The organism is Anabaena sp. UHCC 0253, from assembly GCF_009712085.1.
GTDB lineage: Bacteria > Cyanobacteriota > Cyanobacteriia > Cyanobacteriales > Nostocaceae > Dolichospermum.
In genome coordinates this window covers 884790-899453 of sequence record NZ_VILD01000001.1, presented here as the reverse complement: position 1 = coordinate 899453, position 14664 = coordinate 884790, and the positions used below count along the sequence as shown (strand labels likewise).

At 36.6% G+C, this 14664-nt stretch carries 8 protein-coding genes and 1 pseudogene; 4 read left to right on the top strand and 5 right to left on the bottom strand.

Annotated elements, in window-relative coordinates; all coding sequences use genetic code 11:
- Positions 1 to 81 precede the first annotated feature (81 nt).
- The 5 genes from FJR38_RS03965 to FJR38_RS03945 all read right to left on the bottom strand — a co-directional run bounded on the left by FJR38_RS03965 (position 82) and on the right by FJR38_RS03945 (position 9383).
- Positions 82 to 3741: a tetratricopeptide repeat protein gene (locus tag FJR38_RS03965; RefSeq protein WP_254449349.1), complete on the bottom strand. Its 3660-nt coding sequence runs from the start codon at positions 3739 to 3741 to the stop codon at positions 82 to 84.
- A 60-nt stretch (positions 3742 to 3801) separates the two neighbouring features.
- Positions 3802 to 5091 (bottom strand): P-loop NTPase fold protein, encoded by a 1290-nt coding sequence (locus FJR38_RS03960; protein ID WP_168535511.1) that lies wholly within the window; start codon positions 5089 to 5091, stop codon positions 3802 to 3804.
- Positions 5092 to 5420: 329 nt separating this feature from the next.
- A complete protein-coding gene (locus tag FJR38_RS03955) occupies positions 5421 to 7376 on the bottom strand; it encodes an alpha-amylase family glycosyl hydrolase (protein WP_168535509.1) in 1956 nt (651 codons plus the stop codon).
- Between the two features lie 131 nt (positions 7377 to 7507).
- A complete protein-coding gene (locus tag FJR38_RS03950; protein ID WP_168535507.1) occupies positions 7508 to 8845 on the bottom strand; it encodes a TRAP transporter large permease subunit in 1338 nt (445 codons plus the stop codon).
- Positions 8829 to 9383, bottom strand: coding sequence for a TRAP transporter small permease subunit (locus FJR38_RS03945; protein ID WP_168535505.1), 555 nt, complete (start codon positions 9381 to 9383; stop codon positions 8829 to 8831). The genes FJR38_RS03950 and FJR38_RS03945 overlap by 17 nt, the downstream gene beginning before the upstream one ends.
- 172 nt (positions 9384 to 9555) lie before the next feature.
- Here FJR38_RS03945 and FJR38_RS03940 point away from each other — a divergent pair, with 172 nt between their 5' ends.
- From FJR38_RS03940 to FJR38_RS03925, 4 genes and pseudogenes are all read left to right on the top strand, one after another.
- On the top strand, positions 9556 to 11436 hold the full coding sequence (locus FJR38_RS03940) for a CHASE2 domain-containing protein (protein ID WP_168535503.1): 1881 nt from the start codon (positions 9556 to 9558) through the stop codon (positions 11434 to 11436).
- Between the two features lie 231 nt (positions 11437 to 11667).
- Complete coding sequence (locus FJR38_RS03935) at positions 11668 to 12285, top strand: DUF3859 domain-containing protein (RefSeq protein WP_168535501.1); 618 nt, start codon at positions 11668 to 11670, stop codon at positions 12283 to 12285.
- A gap of 2 nt (positions 12286 to 12287) precedes the next feature.
- Positions 12288 to 13991 carry an asparagine synthetase B gene (locus tag FJR38_RS03930; protein WP_168535499.1) on the top strand — a complete coding sequence of 568 codons (1704 nt, stop codon included), beginning with the start codon at positions 12288 to 12290 and terminating at the stop codon, positions 13989 to 13991.
- Positions 13961 to 14664: pseudogene (locus FJR38_RS03925) on the top strand (decarboxylase); the annotation flags it as partial. The gene FJR38_RS03930 and the pseudogene FJR38_RS03925, both read left to right, overlap by 31 nt.

The following is a 14664-nucleotide window of genomic DNA, read 5'->3' as shown; positions in this document are numbered from 1 at the left end:
ATCCTAGCTGTTTATAAGCATCAGCAATATTAACTTGGTCTATCCAACTGCTGACGAATAGCTAAATCTTGGTTTTGACAATCAACAGCTTGCTGATATTTTCCCCATTTCTCTATAGCAATTAGCCAGCCAATACCACTGATTAGCTACATTTGTATCTTTACCTAATTGTTGATAAAGTTCCCGACTTTGTTCATAGTAACTTATAGCTTGTTCGTATTTACCCCAACTTTGATAAATCCATCCTAGCTGCCAGTAAGCAAGAGCAATTCTATCTTGGTCATCCAACTGCTGACGAATAGCTAAATCTTGGTTTTGACAATCAACAGCTTGCTGATATTTTCCCCATTCTCTATAGCAATAAGCCAGCCAATACCACTGATTAGCAACATCTTTTTCTTTACCTAATTGTTGATAAAGTTCCCGGCTTTGTTCGTGGTAACTGATTGCTTGTTCGTATTTACCCCAACCTTGATAAATCCATCCTAGTTGAAAATAGGCATCAGCAATATTAACTTGGTCATCTAACTGCTGACGAATAGCTAAATCTTGATTTTCACAATCAACAGCTTGCTGATATTTTCCCCATTCTCTATAGCAATAAGCCAGCCAATACCACTGATTAGCAACATCTTTTTCTTTACCTAATAGTTGATAAAGTTCCCGACTTTGTTCGTAGTAACTGATTGCTTGTTCGTATTTACCCCAACCTTGATAAACTCTACCTATACTGAAAATACAATTTGCCTTATTTTGAAAATTTTGAATTTCATTGATAAGATTTAGTGCATTTTGGTAGTAATCAAGTGATTGTTCATGTTTGTTGTTTGATTTTTGACACCAACCCCAATTTCTCCAAAAAACAAATGATGTATTTGATAGATTATCATCAGCTACTTTGCATTTATTATAATATTCATCAGCTTTTTCATAATTTTCTTTCTCTTGGTAACATATAGCAAAAGCCCAATAAATAAATGATTTAAGACTATTATGTGATTTTTGATCTATGTCTTCAAAAATTGCAATAGCCTTATCATAATTATCTTTTCTCACATAAGACATAGCAGTAATAAAAATTAATGCTATTTGACAACTTTCATTATTATAATGCTGACAGCTAATTTCCAGAGTAGGTGTCATTTCTTCACCCAGTTGTTTAACCAAATTTCTAATACTATCAAACAATGAAGGGTCTAATTCATTAACAATTTCTGCTATATAATTATCTAATCCTGCTGATTGACCACAAGCAACATATAAAATAGCTGTTTTTGCTTTAATTTGCATTTCTTGAGATAAACTTAAATCATTAGCGACTTCTGTTAATTTAGCTATGACTTCACCTTTCTGATAAAATAGTTCAATTTTTCTTAGTGTTCGCAGGAGTTGCTTAATTAGATCATTTTCAAAATCATCATCTATACCAATGTAAGTAACAATTAACTTTTCAATAACATTTTTTCGGAAAATATTGCTAACTTCAATTTCAGCAATAACTTGTCCCGCGAAAAATAAATTTTGCAAATTAAATTCTACATTTTTTAATGTTTTTTCTGAATCATTTTCGGCTTTTAAGTAAATAATAATTGTATTATCAGCAGAGGTTTTTATTTTTATCTCGCCATGTTGTAGCAGAGGTTGGTAATCTTGCAAATTACTAAATAATTGATCTATTAATTTCTTAACTTGTCCAGGCAGATGAATTCCGTAATACCCTAAAGATAACAAAATTGGTTCATTCCAGCGTGGTTCATGGAGATGTTGTTGAATTAGTTCTTGAATTTTACTTTGGTCATTATCTGCAATATAACGAGCCGCAAAATATTCTTCAAAAGTCAGGTGCATAAAACCATAAACACCAGGCGCTCTTTCCACAAATAAACCGGTTGTTTCTCGCACTTTTCGCAGAAACTCTCTCACAGCTTGGCGCACTAAATCTGATTCCGGTTCAGCATCATTCAGTTCTGCCATTTTAGTTGCTAGTTGCTCTTGCACTTCCATCTCTGTTACCAAACCAGAAGGCTTTTCTTCGTGCATCCAATATGCTAAAGGTGCTAAAAGTTCAACTACTTCAGTTTCTCTTAATACGACTTTTGGAGCATCTGGTAATTTTTTGCTCAGTTGCCAATCTTCTATCAAAGTTTGTACTGCTAATTCATATAACTTGACTCGGCGATTAGGTAAGCGTTCCCCATTGCGGTGAATCAGTGCCAAAATAGTTAATAATAGGGGATTTGCTGTTAAACGCTTTACACCTTCATTATCTTGAATTGCATTTAAAATATTTGCTGCTTGTTCATTACCTTTTCTTTCTATTTGTTCTTCACTAGCATCTGGTTGTTGTGCTTTTTCTACTGTTCGACACCAGCGATATAAAAACTGTTCTACCTTTTCACTGCTCATATCTTCAATAATATATTCAGCAAAACGGCTGCTTAGTTGTACGTCACGGTAGCCAGCAATGCGGCTAGTAATTACATATTTATTATGAGGAAATTCATCAACAAACTGATTAATAGATTCTACAATTTGTCTGCGGCTTTCTTGATCAAATACTTCATCTAAACCATCTAGCAACATTAAGCATTTTCCTTGACGTATGGCATCTAATAAAAATGCTGATACCTCAATTCCTATTTTTACTTGTGTTTGAAAATGAGCTTCCCATTGACGATAAAATTGCCGTAGATATTCAGTTAAAGTTAAATTTGGTTGTTGTTTTAATTTCTCTGCATAATCAGCAATCCGAAAGAAAACGGGAAGTAGAGTTTTTCCTAAATCTTCCTTTGTTTCCCCAGCAATTACTGCTTCTTCATCATCTCTTTTCGCTGTGGCAAAATGCAAAGCCAAATAACGTAAAAGAGTAGTTTTACCAGCACCAGGAGCGCCCAAAATTACACTATAAGCATTATTTCTTACTGCTTGGGATAATTCAACCTTTTCTGTAATTGTTTTGGTACTAGAAATAGATGTAGTTTTTTCTCGTACAGGTTCATAATAGTAAGGTTCATCCCAATCATCTACATCAATTCCTCCTCCTTTAACTCTACTAAAATTAGAGCGAGATTTCAAAACAGTTACTGCTTCAATTTCTCTACTTTCAGAAGTATCTGTAATTTCTTGTCTTCTTTGTGCTTGCAGGGAAACATAAATCTGGTCAAGAAAAATATCAACTTGACGATTTACCTGCATTACTCCACTCATTTTGAGATAAGAGTTTTCAGCAATTAACCATTCCAAATAAGGATAAAGTAAGGGATTACGAGTTTCAAATTGTACTACTTTTCCTCGCCAATCCCAAAAATCCGGCGCACGTTGACGAAACTCATCTAGAAAGTTAATTTGATTCAACCAAAAAATTAATATTAAGTTTCTACCAAATAACTCTTCTCTTCCTAAGTTTAAACGCTGCATTTCTTTAACCAAACGCGGTGTAGGCAATTGATCAAGACCAAATGCCATAATTAATCTACGTTCTAATTGCAGATTTTCATCTAAACTGTATAGGAAATTGTGGAAAGAATTTTCACTATAAAAAAAGTTATGAAAGCGAAAATTCTCTTCACTGGTTGCTAAATCTTCTTTTAGCTGTTTCACAACTAAATGCTGAGGACTACTTTCTGGTGTAATGGCAAAGATAATTGTTGTCCCACTGGAAAGTTCTAAGATGCTGACTAATTTTTCTAATTCTTCTTTATCAGCTTCGCTCAAAATATAATTGGAGTCATCAGAAAGCATAGTTAGCACCAGTTTATACTTAGTAATCTTTCCAGCGTAGTCACGTTATTAAATAGGATTTTAAGCCGCTTGCCAACGCTGTAAATCCTCTAGCAAAATAGGATTAATATCAAACCAGGGTTCTTGTCTGGAATTGTAATAACCCAAAATTAGTTTGTTTTGTAAAAGCTCATCACAAATAATAAACTCGCCTTTTTGGGGTAAGCTATGGGTTTTAGTCGTTAATGTCCCAGTTTTGTGTACTGAGTCAATTTCTGGATATTGGTAATCATCTAAATTATATTCTCTGCGGACTTCTTGCACGGCTTCTTGTGCAATTTCTAAATCTACTAACTTCATTTTTTTTCGCAATCCAATTTCACAAGCAGTCCGCGCTAACCTCACTAAATCTCTAATAACACCACCGCTTTTTTCACAAATTAATTCTAGAGCATCAGGTTCAAACAACCCTTTATAATTATAACCCAATCTATCAAGACGTTTATTGATGATATTCAGCAGAATTTGTCTTCCTCTTTGATCAGGGTTATTTGTGGGACATAGATTATTATCACATTCAAAAACGGGAGGATTAGTCAAATCCAAACATTTTTGAAAGCTTTCCATTGGTTGGCGAAAATTTGGTGAATATCGCAATGCTATGGGAATTGCATAAATAATATGACAGCTTAATTCTGTTAGCAATGAACTGGAAAACATATCCAAAGCTGTGACTAAATCATGTCTATCTAGTCCATCAATAATGATAAATAATTTTTGTTTATTTTCTTTCTCAGCCGCGAGAATAATCTCATTTACGCTATCAATAATTTCCGTTAATTTAGGACGAACATTAACGGTTTTAGTGATTTCTCTGGTTAAGCCGCGTTTGAGAATTAATCCTGCTTTTTCAATAAATTCTGGCATTCCCAAACCTTCAGTTTGAGTACCTTTATCTTGATAAACTACAGTTTTGAGTGCGTCCTGTAGTCTGGCTAATAATTTATCTTTTTTCAAAAACCAATTAGATTTAATAGCTTGCTGTGCAATTTGCAAACCAATTAAAACTACTACTTCAGCATAACCAATGTTATATCTATCTAGGGCTGTTTGCGTATCTATCCAGATAACAGTATGTGTATCAGCTAACTTTTGTTCTAGTCGTCGTAGTTCAGTAGTTTTCCCTCCACCCCTATGACCTGCGAGTAAAAATTTTGCGGGGTCGTCTTCCATTTCCAGTAAACTAACAAGTCGATCTACAGGACTGTTATCTCTGGGGACGTAAAAATTTTTGAGGTCTTCAGATGTACTCAGAGGTTCTTCTGGTTTGAATAGTTGATAAGCAGGCCGCCAAAAACTTGTATTACTCATGGTGGTGAGAAACTGATCAGAAAGCTGTATATTTAAGTGTTACTATTTACATGGTATCATAGTATAAAGTTCTTATATGGCAATCTGATATAAAAATATTTGACTAAATGTAAAGTTATTTTAAATACTTATCATATAACCGCATTATCAAAAAAAACCCTCCCCGCAAGCGAGGAGGGGAATATTTCTCGTTTCCATACTCTGTATTAAATGTAGAGGTAGAACCTCTTGATGGCATTCCCAGTCTCAGACTGGGAACGAGATTAAGCTATGCAAAAATTTATGCAGCGATCGCTTGACTCCCATTTTTTCTTAACGATTGAAGCTTTTTATGTCTCTGTGAGCCAATAAAATTGATATCCTTGTAAAATAATCCGATTATCACATTGCTCTGGTTTCATACCACTATATAAATCAACAAATTTACTATCAATATTGAAGCCCATAGTTCTAATTGACTCCAAATACAAGTCTTGCGGATTTGCATCAAAGTTGGCGATAACCAGCACTTTTTCTGATGGAAGTTGATGATTGAAACGAACAAAACATAGCAAGTGTTTATTCTCTAGGTGTACCAATTCGCGGTTATTAAAATCAGCAAAAGCGGAAATTTCTTTACGGACGGCAATCATTTTTTTTGTGGCATTAAATACCGTGTGTTCCACCGTGCCTTGTTTTTTGCGTAAGTCGGCTTTTTCCCAATTAATTTTAGGGCGGTGTACCCAGCGATTGTCATCGGTTTTGCTTGGGTCATCAATATAGCTGTAATCATTGAGTACAGCGATCGCATCGCCATTATAAATTAGAGGGATGCCTCCAAAAGATAGAATAATTGCGTGCATTAATAAAATTCTGTTAATTGCATAGGCAATCAAACCCTCATCAGCAGTTTCCAGGGCAGATTCTAATCCCGCTAAAGAAGCTAGTGAACCACAAATACGTGCATCTCCTGTAGCTTCATTAGGCATGAACACCAGTCCCCTAGATGAAGATCCATCAAATTTACCGCTTAAGTAATCAACTAAAAATTTTCTATGCGCTCTCGGTTCATAACCAGCTAAACGAATATCACCATCGTCAAAACCCAAACCAATATCATCATGACAACGCACATAGTTTAGCCAAGTAGCACGTTCTAATTTATTAGGCAAATTTTTGATGCCTTGGTAGAGTAGCTTAGTATTTTTAGTGGCGATTCCATCCCATATTAAAGCCATTAAAGTCGCATTATAAGCAATCTCACACTCTTTGGCTGCGATCGCATCTTCGCCGAAATACTTAATTACTTCAATAGGGGCAACGATTGCTTCAGCTATAAACAATACACCGGGCGCACTCACCTGACAACAATCTTTCATTAACTGCAAAATTAAATGTGCGTTGTGTTCATTTTGGCAAGAAGTACCGATCTTTTTCCATAAAAACGCCACAGCATCGAGTCGAAGAACATCAACACCTTGATTTGCCCAAAACATAATAATGTCGAGCATTTCAATAAAAACTCTGGGATTGCTGTAATTTAAATCCCACTGATAATTATGGAAAACCGTCATCACCCATTTTTCCATCTCAGCATTCCAAGTAAAATTGCTCGGATCTGTCTCAGGGAAAACTTCTGGCATACTTTGCTCAAACATATCAGGAGTTTCTCGGTTTTCAAAAATATAATAGTAATTTTGAAAACTGCGATCGCCCATCTTTGCTTTTTGCGCCCATTCATGTTCGTCAGAAGTATGGTTAAGCACAATGTCTAGAACCAGCAAAATATCACGCTTTCTGAACTCCTTAGCAATGCGGCGAATATCTTCTAAATCACCAACGCGATCGTCAATTTGCCTAAAATCACTGATGGCATACCCCCCATCACTTTGACCATTAGGACACATCAAAATTGGCATAATATGCACCATATTGATGCCTAGCTCTTGAAAATAGCCGATTTTGTTCTCTAAATCTGCAAGGTTTTCTGCAAAACCGTTGGAATAAAGAGCCATCCCTACCCATTTTTGCGACAAAAACCAATTGTGGTCTTGCTCACGTTGAATATCCAACCGCTCTAACTCTGGAGAACGATCAATATAGCCTTTCGCCATTGTTTCAACTAGCCGCAACATTTGCAGTTTAAAATCATCACGATGTCCGTACAGCGTCGAAAATAGCGAATGAATAGCGTAAAAGTTCGCTCCAAGACGGGTATAAAAATGCCGCAAATCTTGCCGACGAATTTCTGGCTTTAAATCATCCAGGATTGAATTTAACAATGAGTGAGAAATTTGTTCGTACATTGTATTTATCTTAAATTAGAGTGTTCCAACAAAAAAAACTGACCCAAAACTTCACTCACTTCGTTGATTTTCTCGTTCTCAGTCTCAAATTGGGAACAAGATAACGAGATCATATAAAACCCAAAATTTTCTTACCCTCCCAAAGAAGGTAAGAAACTAACAATTCCTGGAAAGGCAATAATTAAAACTACCACCAACAATTGCAGCAAAATAAACGGAATTACACCCCGATAAATATCACCAGTTGTTACTTCTGGAGGTGCGACACCGCGCAGATAAAACAAGGCAAAACCAAAGGGAGGTGTGAGGAAAGAAGTTTGCAGATTTGCCCCTAATATTACTCCATACCAAACTAGATCAATTCCTAAAGTTTGGGCGACTGGTACAAATAAAGGTATGATGATAAAAGCGATTTCAAAGAAGTCAATGAAAAAGCCCAGTAAGAAAACTACCGTCATGCTGAGGGCTAAAAATCCGACTTTACCACCGGGAAGATTAGAGAGGACATCAAACATGAATTGATCGCCATTTAAGCCCCGAAATACTAAACTAAAGGCTGTAGAACCTAACAGGATAAAAATTACCATGCTGGTGATTCTTAAAGTGTTATCACATACCTGACGCAGAGATGTTAAAGTTAGTTGACGGTTAACAGCAGCTAAAGCGATCGCTCCTCCACATCCCACCGCACCGGCTTCTGTGGGTGTAGCAAAGCCAAAAAAGATACTTCCCAAAACCAACAATATCAAAATCAACGGCGGCAACATCACCTGAAAAACCCGCTTTCTCAAGGCTTTACCGCCAATTTCCCGCACTTCGGCTGGTAAGGCTGGGGCTACCTCTGGCTTCAAAAAGGCCACAATTAACACATGAAGGGCAAAAGACCCCGCCATCATCAAGCCAGGAATGACTGAACCGAGGAATAAATCACCGACAGATATCCCCAATTGATCACCCAAAACTACTAAAACCACACTAGGGGGGATAATTTGTCCCAATGTTCCCGAAGCGGCAATTACACCAGTAGCTAATTCTTTGCTGTAACCATAGCGCAGCATAATTGGCAGAGAAATTAAACCCATTGCTACCACAGTCGCGGCTACCACACCTGTAGTTGCTGCCAGTAATGCACCTACCAAAATCACAGCTAAAGCCAGTCCACCCCGCAAGCGTCCCAACAAAATCCCCATTGTTTCTAAAAGTCTTTCAGCAATGCCGGATTTTTCCAACATTGACCCCATGAAGATGAAGTAAGGAATGGCTAACAAGGTATAATTGGCCATGATGCCAAAAATCCGCTGTGGCATGGCTGTGAGAAATACCGGGTCAAAAACACCCAAAGCAATGCCGATAATGCCGAATAAAATCGCTACTCCACCGAGAGAGAAAGCGACTGGATACCCCACAGATAGCAGCACTAAAGCCCCTGCAAACATAAACGGACCAAGCCATTCATAGTCCAGTGTCATGATTTTCCTCCTGGGGTGCTATTCTGTTTTGCAGTATGGCGACATTTTTAATGGCCTCGGAAATGCCCTGAAAAATCAGCAGTACAAAGGCGACAATAATCATGGCTTTAATGGGGTAACGAGGTAAACCACCAGGATCTGGTGATGTTTCCATAATTTGCCAAGAGGCAATGATGGTATCCCAGGAAAAAATAATTACCATGATACAGAAGGGGATCAGAAAAAATACTGTCCCAAATAGGTCGGCGATCGCTTTCTGTTTCCCTGATAAGTTACTATAAAAAACATCCACCCGCACGTGTTCGTTATGTTTAAGGGTGTAAGCTGCACCTAATAGGAAAACTAGGTCAAAAATATACCATTGGGCTTCAATATAGGCGTTGGAGGTGAGATTATTACCAATAATCCGTCCCATGTATCTACCTACTACATTCCACACACCGAGGATGACCATAACTAGGACTAACCAACTGGTTAATCGGCCTATGCGTTCGGTGCAGGTATCAATAAAGCCTGATATTTTTAATAATGTGTTCAATTGTGATCCTACCTTTGATGATGATCTGGCGTTGACTGAATTGCAATTAGCGGTAAAGTATTGATATCAGTTTTTCACTAGGAATGCCAATTTAGTTCTTGATTATTTTGAGAATAATACAATCGCGGCACTTTTTTTCAGGTATATATAAATCTCTTTTAATGTTATAAAAATGACTGTTAAAACTTGGGTAAAATACCTCAAAAGTCCTATTAGAGAGAAGCATTTATTTTTGCCTGGTTTATTAACTGCACTGTTGTCAATGGGATTATGGCAAATAGGTGCTTGGCAATCCTTAGAATTAATAGGATTTAATCTAGTATTCAAAACACGCAATTATTTATCTTATTCTAGTTGGGATTCGCGGATTGTGGTGATTGGCATTGATGATCATACATTAGCTGAATATGGAGAATTTCCGTTATCACGCGATCGCTATACTCAATTATTGGAAACTTTAGAAGCCTCTCCTCCCTCCACAATCGGCTTTGATATTTTATTTACTGAACCCACCAACGCAGATGCCAAACTAGCCGAAGCCATGGAAATAAATGGCCAAGTTGTGTTAGCAATTGCCCCCGGTTTACATCAACAAACTCTCCGTCCTGTTCCTATCCTAGATCGTGTTACTTCTAAAGGACATATAGTTAGTAATGCTGATTTAGATGGAGTAAGTCGTCAATTATCTCTATATATTAATGAAGTTCCTGCTTTTAGTATTGCATTATTAGCAGCTTATAATAACAGCTTGCAGCAAACTTTTACTACAGATAATAATTCCCGAAAAACACCAATTTTATTACCACAACCAGAACCAGGAAAGAATTTATTATCTGTTTGGATTAATTGGGTAACATCAACTCGGAATATTCCCACATACTCTTTTGTAGATGTTGTCAATAAAAAGGTAGCTCCATCTCAATTCAAGAACAAAATTGTCCTGATTGGATTCACTGCTACTGGTGCAAATGATCCTTTGAAAACTCCTTTTGAACAAACACCACCTACCTCTGGTATTTACTTACACGCTGCCGCCATTGATAATCTACTTAATAACCGATTTCTCCAAAAAATACCCTGGCAAGTTGAATTATTTTTATTATTTACTGTTGGTATTATTTCTAGTTTAATCCTCATTTTTTTACAATTTAAACAGCGAATTATTCTCTTAATATTAATACCTTTGGCATGGTTTATTTTAGTAGTGTTAGTTTTAAATAATTCTCATATTTGGTTGCCAATTGCTTCCCCTATTGGCACATTTCTCTTATCTGGATTAACGGTACAGTGGCAAGAACAAAAAGAAAAACAACAATTAATGAGTTTATTTGCTCGTCATGTTTCCCAAGAAACAGCAGATTTAATTTGGCAACATCGAGATGAAATTTTTCAAAATGGTCAATTAGATGCTCAAGAAATGGTAGCAACAGTTCTATTTAGTGATATTCGTAGTTTTACCACTATTTCTGAAGGGATGAAACCCAAAGATTTACTTGATTGGTTAAACTCATATTTGGGTGCTATGGCTGAGTGTGTTCAAAAACATCATGGGGTAATTGATAAATATATTGGGGATGCAGTTATGGCTGTTTTTGGTATTCCTTTTCCCCACACGCGTGCAGAAGAAATTGAACAAGATGCCATTAATGCGGTTTATTCGGCAATTTTTATGCAGGAAAAATTGGTAACATTAAATCAGGAATTAAAATTACTGGGTAAACCTGCTATTAATATCGGTATTGGTATTCATACAGGTTTGGTGGTTGCTGGGAGTATTGGTGGTTATAAAAGATTGAATTATTCTGTATTAGGAGATGCTGTAAATATTGCGGCTCGTTTGGAACAACTCAATAAAAATGTTAACAACGGAAACCCTTATGGTATCTTAATCAGTGAAACCACATTTCAACTTGTTAAACAGCATTTTCATACTCAAAAAGTAGAGCAGTTGCAGCTACGGGGAAGGCAACAATTAACTTTAATTTATTCTATCACTGGAATTAAAAAAGAAACAGACAGCAGGAATCGTAGGGGCGAAGCATTCGGACGATAAATTATCGGTTTTTTCCCAAGAATATTTTCCGAATGCTTCGCCCTCACTGTAAATTTCTGAAAAATATTAAATAGAAGTCCTATATATTTCAATCTTGTTCGGTTTCCTAACGTCAACCCAACGTACCTAATTTAATGATTTTAACTTAACCGAAAAGTATTGCTATACATTTTATGTTGAATTAAAATATAATTAATTACCCAGTGTTTTTATCAAGAGTTACCAGAAATTATGAACCAGCGACTCAGCCAAGAACAATTAAATCAAATCATTGCTGAAGTTCAAGGATTGCAATTGCGTCAAGAAGCAGAACTAGATCAACAGCAAGTTAGAGATATTTTACAAGATTTAAATTTACCACCTGAATTATTAGATGAAGCTTTAATTCAAGTTCGACGTAAACAAGCTTTACAAGTTCAAGAACGCCGCAATAAATTAATTGGTTTTGGTGTGGTTACTATTGTAATAGTAGGGATAGGATTGACAATTTTTTTTAGTCAACAAAAAACTTCTTTACTAGCTAATATAACAGCACAACAAGACCGCATTACTTTGGCTGATAATGCTAATCTTAATACTATTTCTCGTCAATCTCAGCCGGAACTTTTTTATCGTGTGACCTTGAAAGATGCACCTATTGGTAAAAAGCTATCTCTCTCTTGTAATTGGGTTGATTCAAGTGGTCAAGTTGTTAAACAAAATAATTACCAAACCCGTGAAGTTAAAACTTCTATTTGGGAAACCCAATGTCGTTACACTATTAATCCTAATGCAAGTCTGGGTAATTGGAAGGTCGAAATGTTTCTTGATGGTCGGAAAATTAGTGATGAATCTTTTGTGGTTAAATAGTTATGTTTCCCTATCATTTTATTGGTTATTGGGGTGATAAGAGAAAAGAGTTTCTCTCGCAAAGGCGCAAAGGCGCAAAGGAAGAAGGTGCGGAGGGAAAGTTTGTTTGGGATGTTGTTTATGTTGGTTGTGAGTCTGTACCTGTACTAGCTAAAAATACGATTGCGGCTATTTCTGCTGGGGGGTTTTTTGATAATTTTGATGTTTGGGTGAGGTTAGAATCAAATAAGTTGATTTTGGGGAGGGATGCTTTTGGAAGGGTTTCTTTATTTTGGACTCAGCAAGGTGGGGTAGTTTGGTTTGCTTCGCAGTTACAGTTACTTTTAGAAGTGATTGAAAAACCGGAAGTTAATATTTCTGGTTTATATGGTTATAGTTGTTTTTCTTATGTTCCTAATCCTTTGACTTCTGTCAATGAAGTGTTTTCTGTTTCTGCGGGAACTGAGGTTGTTTGGGAAGATATTAATTATCCTCAATTTCGGAATATTTATCAATGGTGTGAATCAAAGGAACATATTCAGGATGAAAATATTGCAGTTTCTCAATTACAAGTTTTACTAAAAAATGCCGTAGAAAAACAAGTTGCTGATTTACCAGATGAACCTGTTGGGGTTTTCCTTTCTGGGGGTTTAGATTCTTCAATTGTTGCGGCTTTGTTGGTAGAAGCTGGGGTGAAAGTTCGTGCTTATACTTTGGATTTTGGTAATGTGGGTATTCCTGAATATCCCTATGCGGAACAAGTAGCGGAATTTTTGAATATTCCTTTAGTGAAGGTTGACGCAAGTCCTAAGAATATTAAAAATGCTCTAGTTCCTACTGTCAAGGCTTTAGATTTACCTTTTGGTGACGGTGTAACTGTTCCTTTATATCTTCTCAATCAAGTTGCTAGTCAAGAAACTCAAATAATTTTTAATGGTGAAGGTGGTGATCAATTATTTGCCGGTTGGACTAATAAACCTTTGATTGCTGCTGGTATTTATCAAGCTGAACATCCCAATCAAAAAGAAGGTTTTATTCAACAATATCTGCGGACTTTTCACCGTTTTTGGGGTTATGAAAAAAGGGTGTATCAACAGGAAATATATGCACAGATTCAGGGTTTAAATGCTCAGGATTGGTTGTTAAATGCTCTAGATGCTAGTTTTTGTCCTTCGTTGTTACATCGCCTCCGTCGTGCCAGTTTGATGTTAAAAGGAGCGCAAAATATACATCCGCGTGCGACTGCGTTGGGTTTTGCTCATGGGTTAGGTGTGCGATCGCCTTTTTGTGATTTACTTTTATCAGAATGGACTTTTCAGCTATCTGGTGAACTGTGTTTACACGGTGCTTGTGAGAAATATATCCTCAAACGTGCGGTGGAAAATTGGCTACCGTCGGAAATTGTTTGGCGACAAAAACGCGGTATGGGTGTTCCCTTAACCTCTTGGTGTTTAAATGATTTTTGGCATGATATCGGTAATTGGTTAAATCCGGGTATACTAAGTTCGGATAATTACTTTTTTCCTGATCTTGCTTCACAAATTGTTACAGGTGAATTAGGAGGAACAATTCAAGGCCGACGTATTGGTGAAAGTCTCTGGTTACTAATTATGTGGCAACTTTGGTATTCTCACGTTTTTGGTTCTAAACTAGGTAAAAAGTCTTTCTATCATCCATTTATATTACCTCGATGGTTATGGAAAAAATACCAGCAATTCCAAACTTAGAACTTGCACAGGAGTTATTACAAGTTTACTGTTCTCCTTTATATGTTTATAATGGCGATATTTTACGCCGCACTATTTCCCATATTACTCAAGCTTTTGATTATCCTTTGACTCAGTTTCATTTTGCTAGTGTTACAAATGGCAATATTGCTTTATTGAAAATATTTAAATCTGCTGGTTGGGGACTTCATGCTAATACTCCTGGTGATATTTATTTGGGGTTAAAGGCAGGTTTTCTTCCTGGTGATATTGTTTATAGTGGCAGTAATTTAAATCGGGAGGAAATGGAACAAGTTTTAGATTGGGGTGTGAATACTTTCAATTTTGATAGTATTTCTCAGTTGCGTTTGTGTTGTGAGATTTTGTTTTCTCACGCAGAGGCGCAGAGGCGCAAAGAGGAAGAGGAGTTACGTCTTGGTTTGCGGTTGAATGTTTCGGAAGATAGTCGTATTGGTGTGACTTCGGCAGATTTTGATGAGGCTGTTTCTATTACTCAGGCTGTGGGTTTAAAGGTGACGGGTTTACATTTTTATCGTGGTACGGGAACTAATGCAACAACCGCTTTTATTGATGTTATTGATTCGGTTTTAGAAATGGCGCAGAAGTTACCAGATTGGCAATATTTAGATTTTGGTGGTGGTTTTGGTTATCCATATCATCATCAAGGTGCAGC

Excerpts from the sequence above, each read along its gene's own strand:
- FJR38_RS03960 (WP_168535511.1), bottom strand. The coding sequence starts at position 5,091 with ATGAGTAATACAAGTTTTTGGCGGCCTGCTTATCAACTATTCAAACCA.
- FJR38_RS03965 (WP_254449349.1), bottom strand. The coding sequence starts at position 3,741 with ATGCTTTCTGATGACTCCAATTATATTTTGAGCGAAGCTGATAAAGAA.
- FJR38_RS03930 (WP_168535499.1), top strand. The coding sequence starts at position 12,288 with ATGTTTCCCTATCATTTTATTGGTTATTGGGGTGATAAGAGAAAAGAG.
- FJR38_RS03950 (WP_168535507.1), bottom strand. The coding sequence starts at position 8,845 with ATGACACTGGACTATGAATGGCTTGGTCCGTTTATGTTTGCAGGGGCT.
- FJR38_RS03940 (WP_168535503.1), top strand. The coding sequence starts at position 9,556 with ATGACTGTTAAAACTTGGGTAAAATACCTCAAAAGTCCTATTAGAGAG.
- FJR38_RS03935 (WP_168535501.1), top strand. The coding sequence starts at position 11,668 with ATGAACCAGCGACTCAGCCAAGAACAATTAAATCAAATCATTGCTGAA.
- FJR38_RS03955 (WP_168535509.1), bottom strand. The coding sequence starts at position 7,376 with ATGTACGAACAAATTTCTCACTCATTGTTAAATTCAATCCTGGATGAT.